Source organism: Pseudomonas sp. PAMC 29040, assembly GCF_003994535.1.
Classification (GTDB): domain Bacteria; phylum Pseudomonadota; class Gammaproteobacteria; order Pseudomonadales; family Pseudomonadaceae; genus Aquipseudomonas; species Aquipseudomonas paraversuta.
Genome location: NZ_RZAA01000005.1, coordinates 276668 through 291410, shown reverse-complemented (window position 1 = coordinate 291410; position 14743 = coordinate 276668). Strand labels below are relative to the sequence as shown.

Here is a 14743-nt window from a genome sequence, read left to right as displayed (position 1 = left end):
ACCCATGGTCGAACACGATTTTCGCTACAGCCTGCTTAACCCGCAGCACACCCTGATTGAATGCCGCGCCCTGGCGCCAGGCCTGTATCAAGTCACCGGCAACGGTGGCTCGATCCAGACCGGTGACGTACTGATCGTGACGCTCAAAGGCAGCAAGGACTTGTCCATGCGCCTGACCGTCGACAAAGTGCGCCACCTGATCAACCCGCGCGGCCAGTGGGTTGCCGTCACCAAAGGACCGGTTTTCGGTGAGTTGGCGATTCATCAATGGCAAGTCAATTGCGATGCCTGTGGCAAAGAACTGAAGTTCGAGTTCGCGGTAGACGCCAAGCTCGGTACCAAAGCGCAGAAACCTGCCGCCAGCCTGCGCATTGCCGAGCTGGGCTGGAGCACTGAAGGCAGCAAGCACCAGTGCCCGCAATGCCGAAAGGCCGCGCTATGAAACACCTGACCCTGTTGGCATTGCTGGGCGCAAGCCTGGCAGGCTGCGCAGGCGATCCGGTGCAATTGCAGCACAACCGTGCCTACGTCGTGGAATGGATTGGCGAGCGGCCACTGATGGATTACAGCCATCTGACCGTGACCTTCGATGAAGGCGGCCGGGCCTATGGCAACGGTGGTTGTAATCATTGGTTTGCGCCCTACACTCTGGACGGCGACAAACTGACCTTTGGTGGCGTCGGCAGCACCCGCAAAGCCTGTGCTCCGGCGTTGATGGAGCAGGAGCAACGATTCTTCGAAGCCCTGCAAACCGTACAGCGCTGGGACATCTCCCCGATCGAACAGGTGCGTTTCTGGCCTGCCGAAGGCAAGCCGTTGCGGCTGTGGCCTGAAGAAGGCTGATTGCCGCGCCACTGCAGCAGCGGGCCGGTTCGTGATCTTTGAAGATTAAAAGATCACGAGCACGCTCGCTTCTACAGGGCAGCGGGCTTAATTACCGCGTAGTTCCTTGATCTTGGCCAATACCCCGGCGGCGGTCTGCTCGCCCATCATCTGCGCCATGACCTTGCCCTTCTCATCAATGATGTAGGTCACCGGCAATGCTTCGCTGCGCGGCAGATCAAAATGCTCGGCCGGATCTTGCGCCAGCACGGTGAAGGTAATGCCCATCGCAGAACTGGCATCGCTCAGTTCCTTGCCCTGCAAGCCATCGTAGTTCACCCCGAACACGCCCACCGACTGCCCCTGCAACTGCTTCTCCAGCTCATTGAGTTCCGGGATTTCAATGCGGCACGGGCCACACCACTCGGCCCAGTAATTAATGACCTTCCATTGCTTGTCCAGACGCTCGGATGCGACCTTCTGTCCATGTTGATCGACCCCGTAATCAATACCGCAACCGCTCAGCAGTAACGTGGTGGCGACGGTAACTACCGCGAAAAGCCGCTTAAACATGTGTTGATCCTTGTGGGTAAATACAGTCAAAAAGTCTTTGTACGGCGGCCAATCACCGCATGCGGTTCAGACACGCTCGCCAGACGGGTAGAATAGCCGCCACCTTACGCAAGATGCGACCCGCACATGACCGATCTGACGCTTTATCACAATCCGCGCTGCTCGAAATCCCGCGGTGCGCTGGAAATCCTTGAAGCCCGCGGCCTCACCCCGACCGTGGTGCGCTACCTCGATACCCCTCTGGACGCTGCGCAATTGCACAGCCTGCTGGGCAAACTCGACATCAGCCCGCGCCAGTTGCTGCGCACCGGCGAAGAGGAATACAAAACCCTCAACCTGGGCGATGCCGGCCTCAGTGACGAGGATTTGATCGCCGCGATGGCCGCACACCCGAAATTGATCGAACGTCCGATTCTGGTGGCAGGTGATAAAGCGGTCATTGGCCGTCCGCCTGAAAAAGTCCTGGAGATCCTGCCGTGAGCACACCCTACATTCTGGTGCTGTATTACAGCCGCAATGGCTCGACCAATGAAATGGCCCGGCAAATCGCCCGGGGCATCGAGCAGGGCGGCCTTGAAGCGCGCTTGCGCACCGTGCCGGCCGTCTCCAGCGAATGCGAAGCCGTGGCTGCGGACATTCCGGCCGAGGGCGCGCTGTATGCCAGCCTTGACGACCTGAAAAACTGCGCCGGTCTGGCGCTCGGCAGCCCGACCCGTTTCGGCAACATGGCCGCCCCGCTCAAGTACTTTCTGGATGGCACCAGCAACCTGTGGCTGACCGGTGCCCTGGTCGGCAAGCCTGCCGGCGTGTTCACCTCCACCGCCAGCCTGCACGGCGGCCAGGAAACCACCCTGCTGTCGATGATGATGCCCTTGCTGCATCACGGCATGCTGATCACCGGCCTGCCTTACAGTGAGACATCGCTGCTCAATACCACGGGCGGCGGCACTCCCTACGGTCCCAGCCACCATGCCGGAGCCGATGGCAAGCGCAAGCTGGACGAGCACGAAGTAGCCCTGTGCCGGGCACTGGGGCAGCGCCTGGCGACCACCGCCCTGAGACTGGAGAACACCCGTGGCTAAAAAGCCAAAAGTGTTGCCTTCCATCGAGTGGCTGGCACCCCGGGTAAAGCTGATGCGGGTACTGAGCCTGGTGAGCTTCTTCGGGCTGGTCGGCCTGCTCTGCGTCTATTACCTGGGGTTCGCCAACCTGCATGGCGCGCGCCCCTGGGTGATCTTGCTGATCGAACTGGTGCCGCTGATGTTTCTGGTGCCGGGCATGCTGATGGGCAGCGCACGCGGGCACTCGTTCACCTGCTATGTGGTCAACCTGTACTTGATCAAAGGTGCACTGGCCGCATTCGACCCGAACCGGCAGGTGTTCGGTTTGCTGGAAATCGCAGCCAGCGTGGCAGTGTTTTGCAGTGCCATGCTGTATGTGCGCTGGCGCTATCAACTGGACCGCCGGCTGGCGGGTGAAGGCGCTTGATTCCATCGCTGGCAAGCCAGCTCCCACAAGTTAAATACACTCTCTGTGGGAGCTGACTTGCCAGCATGTCAGTGTTTGGCAGTGCCATGCTGTATGTGCGCTGGCGCTATCAACTGGACCGCCGGCTGGCGGGTGAAGGTGCTTGATTCCATCGCTGGCAAGCCAGCTCCCACAAGCTAAATGCACGCTCTGTGGGAGCTGACTTGCCAGCGTGGCAGTGTTTTGCAGTGCCATGCTGTATGTACGCTGGCGCTATCAACTGGACCGCCGGCTGGCGGGTGAAGGTGCTTGATTCCATCGCTGGCAAGCCAGCTCCCACAAGTTAAATGCACTCTCTGTGGGAGCTGACTCGCCAGCGTGGCAGTGTTTGGCAGCGGCATGCTGCATGTGCGCTGGCGCTATCAACTTGAGCGCCGGCTGGCGGGTGAAGGTGCTTGAATCCATCGCTGGCAAGCCTGCTCCCACAAGCTAAATGCACTCTCTGTGGGAGCTGATTTGCCAGCGTGGCAGTGTTTTGCAGTGCCATGCTGTATGTGCGCTGGCGCTATCAACTGGACCGCCGGCTGGCGGGTGAAGGCGCTTGACTCCATCGCTGGCAAGCCAGCTCCCACAAGCTAAATGCACTCTCTGTGGGAGCTGACTTGCCAGCGTGGCAGTGTTTGGCAGCGGCATGTGCGCTGGCGCTATCAACTGGACCGCCGGCTAGCGGGTGAAGGCGCTTGATTCCATCGCTGGCAAGCCAGCTCCCACTAGTTAAATGCATACTCTGTGGGAGCTGGCTTACCAGCGTGGCAGTGTTTGGCAGCGCCATGCAGCATGTGCGCTAGCGCTATCAACTGGACCGCCGGCTGGCGGGTGAAGGCGCTTGATTCCATCGCTGGCAAGCCAGCTCCCATAAGTTAAATGCATACTCTGTGGGAGCTGGCTTGCCAGCGATAAAAACGACCTAATGTCAGTGATTAACCGTGAACGCCAGCATCTGTGACAACTGACACATGGGCCGGCCGCTTTCGGCGTGCCATTGATTGAAAGCGTTCTGCACTATCGCCAGGTCGCGCAAGCTGGTCGGTGCCTTGTCCACCAGTTGCTGCGCATTCAGCGCCGCCACCACGTCATAGCTCGGCACAAAAGTGTCCTTGCCGACCATGCGTAAAAAGCGCGGCGCCGACAGCCCGCCCAACTGGTGCCCGTGCTTGGCCAGGTATTTCCACAGCCCAACAATATCGGTCACCGGCCAGTCGGCAATAAAGGCGCCGAAACTGCCGTGTTCCCTGGCAATGTCGAGCACCATCTGCGCGTTGCGCGGCACGCTTTTGAGCTTGCCCAGGTGACGGATGATCCGCGCATCCTGCATCAGACGCTCCAGATGCTCGGCCCCCATCAGCACCACTTTTTCAGGGTCGAAACCGAAAAAAACCTGTTCAAATACCGGCCACTTGGCATCCACCACACTGTGCTTGAGCCCCGCGCGAAACACCCGCAAGGCCAGGGTCGACAGGTAGCGATCGTCACTGATCCGGCGCAACTGCTCAGCAGTTTTGGGGACGGGCAACTCGGCTTCCAGGGCGGCTGACGAACCAAAGCGATTCAAACAATATTCATGCAGCCATTTGTAGTCGCGCATGCCCTCTCCTCTTGGCTATCAGACTTACAGATTGAGCAGATTGACGAACCGCGGTGCGGCGTTTTGGTCAATCTTCAGGCTCTTGAAGTCGTACAGGTTACGGTCCGCCAGTTGCGACGGCATCACGTTTTGCAGGCTGCGAAAGATACTCTCGGTGCGGCCCGGCGTCTTGCGCTCCCATTCCACCAGCATGTCTTTAACCACCTGACGCTGCAGGTTCTCCTGGGAGCCGCACAAATTGCACGGAATAATCGGGAACTGCTGCCAATCGGAGTAGGCCTGGATGTCTTTCTCGTTGCAGTAGGCCAACGGCCGGATGACCACGTTGCGACCGTCATCGGAGCGCAGCTTGGGCGGCATCGCCTTGAGGTTGCCATTGAAGAACATGTTGAGGAAGAAGGTTTCAACGATGTCATCGCGATGATGCCCCAGGGCCATCTTGGTCGCACCTATCTCATCGGCAAAGGTGTACAGCGTGCCGCGCCGCAAGCGCGAGCACAGCGAGCAGGTGGTTTTGCCTTCAGGAATCAGTTCTTTGACCAGCGAGTAGGTGTCTTTTTCAACGATGTGATATTCCACACCCAATGACTTCAGATAGGCCGGCAACACGTCCTCGGGAAAGCCCGGCTGTTTCTGGTCCATGTTCACGGCGACGATTTCGAACTGGATGGGCGCGACCTTTTGCAGGTGCAGCAGCACATCCAGCAGCGTGTAGCTGTCTTTTCCACCCGACAGGCAGACCATCACCTTGTCGCCGTGCTCAATCATGTTGAAGTCGGCCACAGCCTCACCGGTCAGTCGGCGCAAGCGTTTCTGGAGTTTATTTTGAGAGACCGAAAGAGTGCCCATAGCGCTTCAAACCCGCGAGTTAAGACCAAAAACCGGGGATTTTACTTAAAAAAACCCGCTGTACGAAGCCCCTGCAAAGGTTAAAGACAGCAACGCGATAAGCCGGCGCCTGACAGCGCAATATGCTCTAAGGGCCCGGGTTCATTGGGCATCAGTTTTCCTATACTGCGACTAAGGCCGCATGCCCATGTATCTGAACCCACCATCTGGCTGCGCGACCGGCACGTGTCCCTCTGGGGGCGATGCGTTTTTTACAGGAGCGATAGCCATGATCCATCACGTAGTGGGGCTTTTCACCCATCCCGATCAAGAGTGGCGCGAAATCCGTGGCGATGCAGAGGAAAGCATCGGCCACATGTACTTCACCCACACCCTGATTTTGGCTGCCATACCGGCCATTTCGGCGTTTATCGGCACCACACAGGTCGGCTGGTCCATCGGCAGCCGGGCAGCAGTGATGCTGACCACCGACAGCGCCTTGTGGATGACCCTGATGTCCTATATCGCGATGCTGGCGGGCGTAGGCGTGATGGGGGCCTTTATTCACTGGATGGCGCGTACTTATGATGCGCAACCAAGCATGGCCCGTTGCATCGCCTTCGCCACTTACACCGCTACGCCCCTGTTTATCGGGGGACTGGCCGCTCTGTATCCGCATATGTGGCTGGGCATGATGGTCGGCACCGCGGCCATTTGTTACACCGTGTACCTGCTTTATGTCGGCCTGCCGACCTTTATGAACATCGACCCGGACGAAGGGTTTTTGTTTTCCAGTTCGGTGCTGGCAGTCGGCCTGGTGGTGCTGGTCGCGATCATGGCGTTTACCGTGATCATCTGGGGCCTGGGGGTAGGTCCGGTCTATACCAACTGAGCGCAAACCCTGCAGGCGCGAGGGTTGGGGTTGAAAAACCTCGCGAGCAAGCTCGCTCCTGCAGGTACAGAATGGTTGTATGACCATTGGGCGTGATCAGCTTCGGAACTCCTGCCGCTTGCGGCATAATCGCCAGCTCTGGAGAACCGAACCGCATGCCCGAGTTGCTCAATACCCGCGTCGAAGACTGTTTTCAACAGGCCGAAAAATTTTTCAAACGCCCTTTCAAACGCCCCGTGGTCAGCCTCAAGCTACGTGGGCAAAAGGCCGGTGTCGCGCATTTGCACGAAAACCTGCTGCGTTTCAATCCACAGCTGTACCGCGAAAACAGTGAAGACTTCATCAAGCAAACAGTCGCTCACGAGGTCGCTCACCTGATTGCCCACCAATTGTTTGGCGACCGCATCACCCCCCATGGCGAAGAGTGGCAGTTGATCATGCGCGGGGTCTATGAACTGCCGCCCAACCGCTGCCACACCTACGCCATCAAACGCCGCAGCGCCACGCGCTATATCTACCGCTGTCCTTGCCCGGACAGCGATTTTGCGTTTTCCGCCCAGCGCCACGGCCTGGTCAAGCAAGGTCGTGGCTACCTGTGCCGGCGCTGCCGCAACACGCTGGTGTTCAGTGGTGAAACCCGCGTCGAATGAACAGGCATAAAAAAACCCATCCGAAGATGGGTTTTTTATCCGCCTGAGCTTACTTCGACAGTACCGGGGCCGCGCCTTCAGCTACGCCCAGGTCGTCCACAGGACGCATGTCATTCAACGGGCTGCCACCGGAGCTGAGCTCCACCTGCAGCTTGTCTTCGTCCAGTTCCTTGACCCACTTGGCAACCACCAGCGTGGCGACAGCGTTACCAATCAGGTTGGTCAGGGCACGGGCTTCGGACATGAAACGGTCGATACCCAGAATCAGCGCCAGACCGGCAACCGGCAAGTGGCCTACAGCCGACAAGGTCGCGGCCAGTACGATAAAGCCACTGCCGGTCACGCCTGCAGCACCTTTGGACGACAGCAGCAGCACCAGCAGCAGAGTGATCTGGTGGGTGATGTCCATGTGGGTGTCAGTCGCTTGCGCAATGAACACGGCAGCCATGGTCAGGTAGATCGAAGTGCCATCGAGGTTGAACGAGTAGCCGGTCGGAATGACCAGACCCACTACCGACTTCTTCGCCCCCAGACGCTCCATCTTCACCAGCATGCGTGGCAGGGCCGATTCCGACGAGGAGGTGCCCAGAACGATCAGCAGCTCTTCACGGATGTAGCGAATCAGCTTGAGGATGCTGAAGCCGTGAGCGCGAGCGATGCCGCCCAGTACGACCAGTACGAACAACACGCAAGTGATGTAGAAGCAGATCATCAACTGACCCAGTTGCACCAGCGAACCCACACCGTAGGCACCGATGGTGAACGCCATGGCACCCAGCGCACCCAGGGGCGCCAGCTTCATGATCATGTTGATGATGTTGAACATCACGTGGGCGAAGCGATCGATAAAGTCCAGCACCGGCTTGCCGTAAGCACCCAGTCGATGCAGGGCGAAACCGAAGATCACCGAGAACATCAGCACTTGCAGGATGTCGCCATTGGCAAACGCGCCGACGATGGTCGAAGGGATCACGTTAAGGATGAAACCAACGATGCTCTGGTCCGCACCGGCAGTCACGTAGGCCGCTACTTTGGAGGCGTCCAGGGTGGCCACATCAATGTGCATGCCCGCGCCCGGTTGAACCACGTTCACCACAACCAGCCCGATCAGCAGGGCGATGGTCGACACTACTTCAAAGTAGAGCAACGCATAACCACCGGTCTTGCCGACCGACTTCATGCTTTGCATGCCGGCGATACCGCTCACCACCGTACAGAAAATAATGGGCGCGATTACCATCTTGATCAGTTTGATAAAGCCATCACCCAGGGGTTTGAGTGCAACCCCGGTTTCCGGGTAGTAATGGCCCAGCAAAATACCGATAGCAATCGCTACGATCACTTGCAAATACAGGGATTTGTACAGTGGCTGACGAGTCGTCATTGCAAAGTTCCTCAAGTGCATCACTCAGTCGTCATTCCATCTGAGACCGGTGATACCCAAAGCGCGAACCCTCCTGTACTTGGAGGGATTTGTTGTGTTGAGCTGCTCAAGCGGCAGACCTCTCACAACACACTTTGCAAGGCGCGGGCCACATTGAACAAAAGCCCCGCAATAGCGCAGGCGACTCGCCTGGAGGGAAATAGCGCAGGGATTTTGTCGGACAATAGTTGGCGGGTTTCCGCCTTTTCGAAGGGGAGAGGCGGCGCAGATGGCGGATATCCGCCTTAAAAAGACCGCCCCTGCTGGGGATTACAATGCCGGGAAATGAATTCGAAATGCCGCCCCGCCCAGGGATGAGTCATCCAGGGTGAGTTTGGCGTCATAACTTTCAATGATGTCCTTGACCACTGCCAGCCCGATACCCTGCCCCGGGTGCTGGCGATCCAGACGTTCGCCGCGGCGCAAGATCCGAGCGCGCTGATCAGCCGGTACGCCGGGACCATCGTCTTCCACGCAGACTTCAACCCCATAAGCATTGCGATGCAAGCTGATGCGCACTTGTCCAAGACACAGTCGATAGGCGTTTTCCAGCAGGTTGCCCAGTAACTCCAGCAACGCATTTTGTTCAATGGGCACATGACTCAATGGCGGGATGTCACAACTGACCTTGACCCGTTTGTCGCGGTAGACCTTGTCCAGCGTGTTACACAGGCTTTCAACCACCGGAATCAGCTCCACCTGGTGGCGTACCAGACCGCTCTTGCGCAAGCTGGCGCGCTGCAACTGATAGCTGATTTGCTGATTCATGCGTTCAATCTGACTTTGCAGCACCCAGGCCTGTTCACGATCTTGCGGACGCTGGGCCATGCTTTCACTGACGCCTTGCAGCACCGCCAACGGGGTTTTCAAGCTGTGGGCCAGATCGTCGAGGGAATCACGATAACGCGTACGTTGCTCGCGCTCACTTTGCAGCAGACGGTTCAATGAGCCGGTCAAACGCAGCAACTCACGAGGATGCTGTTCGCTGAGGCTTTCGCGCTCACCGGATTCAATCTGGTCCAGCTCCTGGCTCAAACGTCGCAAGGCACGTAACCCCCAAGTCAAACCGATCCACAGCAAAGCCAGCAGTACACCCAGGGCCGCACCGAACCCCAGATAGAGGTTTTCACGCAGCCCCTCGAGGGTCAGGTTGTACTCTCGCATTGGTTGCAGGGCGACAAAACTGAACGCTGCACTTTTGCCGCCCAGCAGTTTGACCTCGACATCGTAGACAAAGAACTCTTCGCCATTGTCTTCACGAATACTCGCAAACTCGTTACCGCGCCCGTCGTAGCGCGGTTTGTAGTTGATGGATTCTTCTTGAGTCGCCCGCGAGCGCCAGACCTGACGCCCCTCGCGGTCATAGATATAGCCGAGCATCCGGCTGTCAGGCAGATTCAGCTCTTCGTCCGGCAGCAATGCCGGCATTTTCAAATGATTTCTTTCAACCCTGGCCGCCGAGATCAGCGTACTCACATCGGATGCCAAGCGTTGCTCGATCGCATCCTTGAGCGCCAGGCTGAACGCCCCCTGCATCGCCGGTAACAGCGCAAGCATAAAGAGCACGGCCAACAGTGTGGCCGCCAGCATCAATCGAACGCGAAGCGAACGGATCAACGACAGCGCTCAGTAAACAGGTACCCCAAACCGCGTACCGTATCGATTGGCTTAAAGCCGTTTGCCCCCTCAAGCTTGCGTCGCAGGCGCCCGACCAGCACCTCGATCACATTCGGATCACGTTCCTCGTCATCCGGGTACAGCTGTTCCATCAGTCGGTCCTTGGCCACCACCTGCTGGTGATGGCGCATCAGGTATTCAAGTATCCGGTATTCATAGGCGGTCAACGCCAGAGGTTCGCCCTCAAGTACTGCCTGCTTGCGATTGATGTCCAGCACCAGTTCGCCAGCGACAATGGTTGAATGGGTGAAACCACTGGAACGACGCAGCAATGCATTCAGACGTGCTTCCAGTTCTTCGAACTGGAACGGCTTGACCACATAATCGTCGGCCCCTGCTGCCAGCCCTTCGACCTTGTCCTGCCAGTTGCCACGAGCCGTGAGGATCAGGATCGGGAACGTCTTGCCGCGCTTGCGCAGTTCGCGAATCAGCTCGAGACCGCCCAAACCCGGCAATCCCAGATCAATCATCGCCAAATCATGATTGAACTGCCCGGTCTGGTACAACGCCTCTTCGGCATTGGCCACCGACTCGACCACATGGCCATTTTCGGTCAGACGGGTTTGCAAGTGATGGCGCAATAACGCCTCATCTTCAACCACCAGCAATTTCATTGCGCTCTCCCAGGCAAAAACCGCGTCTTGAAGGACGTGCGTCCTATATAGCTTAGCCACACACAGTATGTCGTGTGCCCTGAACATACTCTGAACAATTGCACAGCATGGCCGCCAGCCTGCAAAATGCCCGACATGAATCGACTCCCCGCACTGCCTGCCTGTTGCACCCCGCTGCGTGACGAATGGCCCTTGCCCCTAGCGTTGCCGGGCAGCGTATGGTTCAGCACCGGTTTCACCCCTGCCCGGCTCACGGCTGACGATTTTGCGAGCAGTGCCATTGAGATGCCTGCAAGTATTCAACGCTCTGTGGCCAAACGCCAAACCGAATTTCTCGCCGGCCGGGTCTGCGCTCGCGCCGCCATGCTGCAACTGGACGGCACCCGGGCCATCCCGGCCATCGGTGAAGATCGCGCCCCCGTGTGGCCCGCCCACATCAGCGGGGCAATCACCCACAGCAATGGCACCGCTGCGGCCATCGTCGGCCTTAAAAGCCAGTGGCAAGGGCTGGGCATGGACCTCGAAAACATGCTCAGTACCGAGCGGGCCGAACGCCTGGCCAAGGAAATCCTCACCCCCGATGAACTGCGGGCCATGGCCGCCGGTGCAGCCCAAGACATTGCGCTGCTGGTGACGCTGACCTTTTCCGTCAAGGAAAGCCTGTTCAAGGCCCTCTTCCCACTGGTGAAAAAACGCTTTTACTTTGAGCATGCGCAGGTGCTGAGCTGGTCCCGCGAAGGCCATGTCCGCCTGCGCCTGCTCACCGACCTGTCGCCTGAATGGCAGCAGGGCCAAGAGCTGGACGCGCAATTTGCGCTGTATCACGGGCAATTGCTGAGCGTGGTAGCGATCAGCGCTGCAAGCGACTTCCCCCCATGCCGCTAACCTCCCGAGCCCTGCGACTGGCGCTGTATTGCCTGTTGATTCTGGCCGGCGCAGTGATTGCCGGCGGCTGGGCCATGCGCCAGGCCGAGCAGCATGCACTGGAAGAAAGTGCCCGCCGTGGTCCCGAGCAACTGAGTTTGTATGCCAACTCACTGCACACCCTGATTGAGCGTTATCGGGCTTTGCCCGCAGTGCTGGCGCTGGACTCTGAACTGGTCGCCGCCCTGAGTGCTCCCATCACCCCTGAGGTCCAGGCGTCACTCAATCAAAAACTTGAGCGCATCAATGGCGCGGCACAGTCCTCAACCCTGGAACTGCTGGACCGAACCGGGCTGGCGGTAGCTGCCAGCAACTGGAACACCTCCAACAGTTATGTAGGCCATAACTATGGCTTTCGGCCTTACTTCAGCCAGACCCGCAGCCAGGGCTCCGGGCGTTTTTATGCAGTGGGCGTGACCAGCGGCATTCCGGGGTATTTTTTGTCCAGCGCGGTACTCGATGCCCAGGGGCAATTTTCGGGGGCAATGGTGGTTAAACTGGAGTTTCCGCAGCTGGAGCGGGAATGGAATCATGGCAACGACATACTGCTGGTCAGCGATGCGCGGGGCATCGTATTTATCGCCAACCAGCCAGGCTGGCGTTACCGCCTTTTGCGGCCGTTGAGTGACAGTGACCGCAGCGAAATCACCCTCACTCGCCAGTATCACAACCAACCTCTGACCTTGCTCAAAACCCATACTTTGCGCAGCTTTGCCGAAAACAGCTTTCTGACCCGGGTCGACGCCCCCACTGGAGCGGCAGATTATTTGTGGGAATCTTTACCGCTAACGGCTGAAGGCTGGACCTTGCATCTGTTACGCCACCCCGTGGTCGCAGCCGAAGACAGCCGCAATGCCGCATTGGCGGCGATCGGCCTGTGGCTGACGCTGGTCTTTTCAGGATTGTTTCTCCTCCAGCGCTGGCGACTGGGCCGTTTACGCCAGCGTAATCGTGAAGAACTGGAGCAACTGGTAGAAGCCCGCACCCGGGATCTGCGTACCGCTCAAGATGGCCTGGTGCAATCGGCCAAGCTCGCGGCGCTGGGGCAAATGTCGGCAGCGCTGGCCCATGAAATCAATCAACCGTTAACGGCTCAGCGCATGCAACTGGCAACCTTGCGCCTGTTGCTCGATCACGGCCGGGTCGACGATGCCTATAAAGCCCTGGTACCACTGGAGCAGATGTTGACGCGCATGGCGGCCCTCACGGGCCACCTCAAAACCTACGCCCGGCAAAGCCCGAGCGGCTTGCGCGAACGACTGGATCTGGCCAGCGTTGTGGATCAATCCCTGCAATTGCTCGAACCGCGACTGAAGGAAGAAGAGATAGACCTGCAGGTTGAACTGGTACGCCCGGCATGGGTACGGGGCGATGCCATTCGCCTGGAACAGGTGTTGATCAACCTGCTGCACAACGCGCTGGATGCCATGGCGGACAAACCGCGCAAGCAACTGCAAATCCGCATCGAAGCCGATCAGCAACTCTGGAAATTGAGCGTCAGCGACAGCGGTGGCGGAATCGCCGAGGAGCACTTGGGTAAAGTGTTCGACCCTTTCTTCACCACCAAACCCGTGGGTGAAGGTTTAGGCTTGGGGCTGGCGGTGTCTTACGCCATTGTTCATGAAATCGGTGGACGTCTGACAGCCTGCAATCAGGTTGACGGCGCGCTCTTCACGCTGACGTTGCCCATCGCACAGGAATCTTGAAACATGCTCAATTCGGTTATCGTGGTCGATGACGAGGCCAGTATTCGCAATGCCGTTGAGCAATGGCTGAGCCTCAGCGGTTTTGACGTGCAGTTGTTCAGTTGCGCTGAAGATTGCCTGAGCCAGTTACCCGCACATTTCGCCGGTGTGATTGTCAGTGATGTGCGCATGCCGGGGATGGGGGGCCTGGCCCTGCTGAACCGCTTACAGCAGCTGGACCCGGATCTGCCGGTCATTCTTCTGACGGGCCATGGCGATGTCCCGATGGCGGTCGAAGCCATGCGCGATGGCGCTTACGACTTTCTGGAGAAGCCTTTTAGCCCCGAAGCGCTACTGAGCAGCCTTCGGCGCGCGCTGGAAAAGCGCCGGCTGGTACTGGAGAACCGTCGTTTGCACGAACAGGCAGACCTGCGCCAGCAGATCGACGGGCGCCTGCTCGGCATGTCCCGCAGCTTGCAGACCTTGCGCCGCCAGGTGATGGAACTGGCGCCGCTGCCGGTCAATGTGCTGATTCGCGGCGAAACCGGCAGCGGCAAAGAACTGGTCGCCCGCAGCCTGCATGACTTTGGCCCGCGGGCCGACAAACCTTTTGTCGCGCTCAATTGCGCGGCGATCCCCGAACAATTGTTTGAAGCCGAATTGTTCGGTCACGAAAGCGGCGCGTTCACCGGCGCCCAGGGCAAGCGCATAGGCAAACTGGAATATGCCGATGGCGGCACCTTGTTTCTGGATGAAATCGAAAGCATGCCACTGGCCCAGCAAGCCAAATTACTGAGGGTGCTGCAGGAGCAAAAACTCGAGCGCCTGGGCTCGAACCAGAGCATCGCGGTTGATTTGCGGGTGATCGCCGCAACCAAACCCGACTTGCTCGAAGAAGCCCGCGCCGGACGCTTTCGCGAAGACCTGGCCTATCGCCTGACGGTGGCCGAACTGCGCCTGGCACCTCTGCGCGAACGCCGTGAAGACATTCCGTTGTTGTATCAGTACTTTTCCCACACCGCGGCCGAGCGTCTGGGCCGTAGCGCGCGGCCACTCAGCGGGCCGCAGCTATCGCGTCTGCTGAGCCACGACTGGCCCGGCAACGTACGCGAACTGGCCAACGTTGCAGAACGTGACGTCCTGGGCCTGAGCGAACCCCAGTTTGAAGACCTCAATCCTGGCCAGTCCCTCGTGGCGCAACAGGAAGCCTTTGAAGCGCAATGCCTGCGGGCCGCCCTTAGCCGGCACAAAGGCGATATCAAGGCCGTGCTCAACGAGCTGCAACTGCCGCGCCGCACCCTGAATGAAAAAATGCAGCGTCATGGACTGGTACGTGAGGCATTCACACAACCTCTGTAGGCCCGAGCGCTTCAGAGCGGCCGCGAACAGTTTGCGCGCCATATAGGCGGATTTCCGCTCATCCAAACATCCCGCCCGGCGGATACCCGCTCATTTCCTATCGTTCCCCCCTTATAAACCGGGGATTCAAGCCTTGGCACAACTCCTGCTATAGCCCTGCAAGCTCGCGTTTTGACGCGCTATA

The 14743-nt window shown here is 58.7% G+C and carries 16 protein-coding genes and 2 pseudogenes; 12 read left to right on the top strand and 6 right to left on the bottom strand.

Annotated elements, in window-relative coordinates; all coding sequences use genetic code 11:
- The first annotated feature begins 4 nt into the window (after nt 1–4).
- Both WG29040_RS11375 and WG29040_RS11370 read left to right on the top strand, forming a co-directional pair.
- Nucleotides 5–442: a hypothetical protein gene (locus WG29040_RS11375; protein WP_127196163.1), complete on the top strand. Its 438-nt coding sequence runs from the start codon at nt 5–7 to the stop codon at nt 440–442.
- A complete protein-coding gene (locus WG29040_RS11370) occupies nt 439–843 on the top strand; it encodes an META domain-containing protein (RefSeq protein ID WP_003442829.1) in 405 nt (134 codons plus the stop codon). Before WG29040_RS11375 ends, WG29040_RS11370 begins: the two co-directional genes overlap by 4 nt.
- Nucleotides 844–930: 87 nt before the next feature.
- On the opposite strand, the gene WG29040_RS11365 is transcribed toward WG29040_RS11370, so the two are convergent.
- Nucleotides 931–1395 carry a TlpA disulfide reductase family protein gene (locus tag WG29040_RS11365; protein ID WP_127196162.1) on the bottom strand — a complete coding sequence of 155 codons (465 nt, stop codon included), beginning with the start codon at nt 1393–1395 and terminating at the stop codon, nt 931–933.
- A gap of 126 nt (nt 1396–1521) precedes the next feature.
- On the opposite strand from WG29040_RS11365, the gene arsC reads away from it, so the two are divergent.
- The 5 genes and pseudogenes from arsC to WG29040_RS11330 all read left to right on the top strand — a co-directional run.
- A complete protein-coding gene (gene arsC / locus WG29040_RS11360) occupies nt 1522–1875 on the top strand; it encodes an arsenate reductase (glutaredoxin) (RefSeq protein WP_003442835.1) in 354 nt (117 codons plus the stop codon).
- Nucleotides 1872–2477: an NAD(P)H:quinone oxidoreductase gene (wrbA, locus tag WG29040_RS11355; protein WP_010655748.1), complete on the top strand. Its 606-nt coding sequence runs from the start codon at nt 1872–1874 to the stop codon at nt 2475–2477. The genes arsC and wrbA overlap by 4 nt, the downstream gene beginning before the upstream one ends.
- Nucleotides 2470–2883 carry a DUF2069 domain-containing protein gene (locus WG29040_RS11350; protein ID WP_003442841.1) on the top strand — a complete coding sequence of 138 codons (414 nt, stop codon included), beginning with the start codon at nt 2470–2472 and terminating at the stop codon, nt 2881–2883. The genes wrbA and WG29040_RS11350 overlap by 8 nt, the downstream gene beginning before the upstream one ends.
- Nucleotides 2884–3088: 205 nt before the next feature.
- Nucleotides 3089–3175, top strand: a pseudogene (locus tag WG29040_RS11340) (DUF2069 domain-containing protein); the annotation flags it as partial.
- A 205-nt stretch (nt 3176–3380) separates the two neighbouring features.
- A pseudogene (locus WG29040_RS11330) lies at nt 3381–3467 on the top strand (DUF2069 domain-containing protein); the annotation flags it as partial.
- A gap of 368 nt (nt 3468–3835) precedes the next feature.
- Here the strand turns inward: WG29040_RS11330 and WG29040_RS11325 are convergent.
- Together WG29040_RS11325 and ttcA are read right to left on the bottom strand one after the other, a co-directional pair.
- Complete coding sequence (locus WG29040_RS11325) at nt 3836–4507, bottom strand: DNA-3-methyladenine glycosylase I (protein ID WP_003442842.1); 672 nt, start codon at nt 4505–4507, stop codon at nt 3836–3838.
- A gap of 24 nt (nt 4508–4531) precedes the next feature.
- A complete protein-coding gene (ttcA, locus tag WG29040_RS11320; RefSeq protein ID WP_003442843.1) occupies nt 4532–5356 on the bottom strand; it encodes a tRNA 2-thiocytidine(32) synthetase TtcA in 825 nt (274 codons plus the stop codon).
- Nucleotides 5357–5624: 268 nt separating this feature from the next.
- Between ttcA and WG29040_RS11315 the strand changes: the two genes are divergently transcribed.
- Together WG29040_RS11315 and WG29040_RS11310 are read left to right on the top strand one after the other, a co-directional pair.
- Entirely contained in the window at nt 5625–6227 is a 603-nt protein-coding gene (locus tag WG29040_RS11315; RefSeq protein ID WP_003442844.1) for a Yip1 family protein, read from the top strand.
- A gap of 155 nt (nt 6228–6382) precedes the next feature.
- Nucleotides 6383–6877, top strand: coding sequence for a SprT family zinc-dependent metalloprotease (locus tag WG29040_RS11310; protein ID WP_010655746.1), 495 nt, complete (start codon nt 6383–6385; stop codon nt 6875–6877).
- A gap of 49 nt (nt 6878–6926) precedes the next feature.
- Here the strand turns inward: WG29040_RS11310 and WG29040_RS11305 are convergent, their stop codons facing one another.
- The 3 genes from WG29040_RS11305 to WG29040_RS11295 form a co-directional block, all read right to left on the bottom strand.
- The gene (locus WG29040_RS11305; RefSeq protein ID WP_003442846.1) at nt 6927–8261 is read right to left on the bottom strand and encodes a dicarboxylate/amino acid:cation symporter; all 1335 of its coding nucleotides are present in this window, start codon (nt 8259–8261) and stop codon (nt 6927–6929) included.
- A 309-nt stretch (nt 8262–8570) separates the two neighbouring features.
- Nucleotides 8571–9917 (bottom strand): ATP-binding protein, encoded by a 1347-nt coding sequence (locus WG29040_RS11300; RefSeq protein ID WP_003442847.1) that lies wholly within the window; start codon nt 9915–9917, stop codon nt 8571–8573.
- On the bottom strand, nt 9914–10591 hold the full coding sequence (locus tag WG29040_RS11295) for a response regulator (protein WP_003442848.1): 678 nt from the start codon (nt 10589–10591) through the stop codon (nt 9914–9916). The genes WG29040_RS11300 and WG29040_RS11295 overlap by 4 nt, the downstream gene beginning before the upstream one ends.
- Nucleotides 10592–10726: 135 nt before the next feature.
- Here WG29040_RS11295 and WG29040_RS11290 point away from each other — a divergent pair, with 135 nt between their 5' ends.
- The 3 genes from WG29040_RS11290 to WG29040_RS11280 are packed head-to-tail and all read left to right on the top strand — an operon-like array spanning nt 10727 to nt 14559.
- Nucleotides 10727–11476, top strand: coding sequence for a 4'-phosphopantetheinyl transferase (locus WG29040_RS11290; protein ID WP_127196161.1), 750 nt, complete (start codon nt 10727–10729; stop codon nt 11474–11476).
- The gene (locus WG29040_RS11285; protein ID WP_127196160.1) at nt 11467–13221 is read left to right on the top strand and encodes an ATP-binding protein; all 1755 of its coding nucleotides are present in this window, start codon (nt 11467–11469) and stop codon (nt 13219–13221) included. The genes WG29040_RS11290 and WG29040_RS11285 overlap by 10 nt, the downstream gene beginning before the upstream one ends.
- A gap of 3 nt (nt 13222–13224) precedes the next feature.
- A complete protein-coding gene (locus WG29040_RS11280) occupies nt 13225–14559 on the top strand; it encodes a sigma-54 dependent transcriptional regulator (protein ID WP_010655744.1) in 1335 nt (444 codons plus the stop codon).
- Nucleotides 14560–14743 lie beyond the last annotated feature (184 nt).

Bases quoted from the DNA above. Each gene is read 5' to 3' on its own strand.
- WG29040_RS11365 (WP_127196162.1), bottom strand. From the start codon at position 1,395: ATGTTTAAGCGGCTTTTCGCGGTAGTTACCGTCGCCACCACGTTACTG.
- WG29040_RS11295 (WP_003442848.1), bottom strand. From the start codon at position 10,591: ATGAAATTGCTGGTGGTTGAAGATGAGGCGTTATTGCGCCATCACTTG.
- WG29040_RS11375 (WP_127196163.1), top strand. From the start codon at position 5: ATGGTCGAACACGATTTTCGCTACAGCCTGCTTAACCCGCAGCACACC.
- WG29040_RS11310 (WP_010655746.1), top strand. From the start codon at position 6,383: ATGCCCGAGTTGCTCAATACCCGCGTCGAAGACTGTTTTCAACAGGCC.
- ttcA (WP_003442843.1), bottom strand. From the start codon at position 5,356: ATGGGCACTCTTTCGGTCTCTCAAAATAAACTCCAGAAACGCTTGCGC.
- WG29040_RS11315 (WP_003442844.1), top strand. From the start codon at position 5,625: ATGATCCATCACGTAGTGGGGCTTTTCACCCATCCCGATCAAGAGTGG.
- WG29040_RS11370 (WP_003442829.1), top strand. From the start codon at position 439: ATGAAACACCTGACCCTGTTGGCATTGCTGGGCGCAAGCCTGGCAGGC.
- arsC (WP_003442835.1), top strand. From the start codon at position 1,522: ATGACCGATCTGACGCTTTATCACAATCCGCGCTGCTCGAAATCCCGC.
- WG29040_RS11325 (WP_003442842.1), bottom strand. From the start codon at position 4,507: ATGCGCGACTACAAATGGCTGCATGAATATTGTTTGAATCGCTTTGGT.
- WG29040_RS11290 (WP_127196161.1), top strand. From the start codon at position 10,727: ATGAATCGACTCCCCGCACTGCCTGCCTGTTGCACCCCGCTGCGTGAC.
- WG29040_RS11280 (WP_010655744.1), top strand. From the start codon at position 13,225: ATGCTCAATTCGGTTATCGTGGTCGATGACGAGGCCAGTATTCGCAAT.
- WG29040_RS11285 (WP_127196160.1), top strand. From the start codon at position 11,467: ATGCCGCTAACCTCCCGAGCCCTGCGACTGGCGCTGTATTGCCTGTTG.
- WG29040_RS11305 (WP_003442846.1), bottom strand. From the start codon at position 8,261: ATGACGACTCGTCAGCCACTGTACAAATCCCTGTATTTGCAAGTGATC.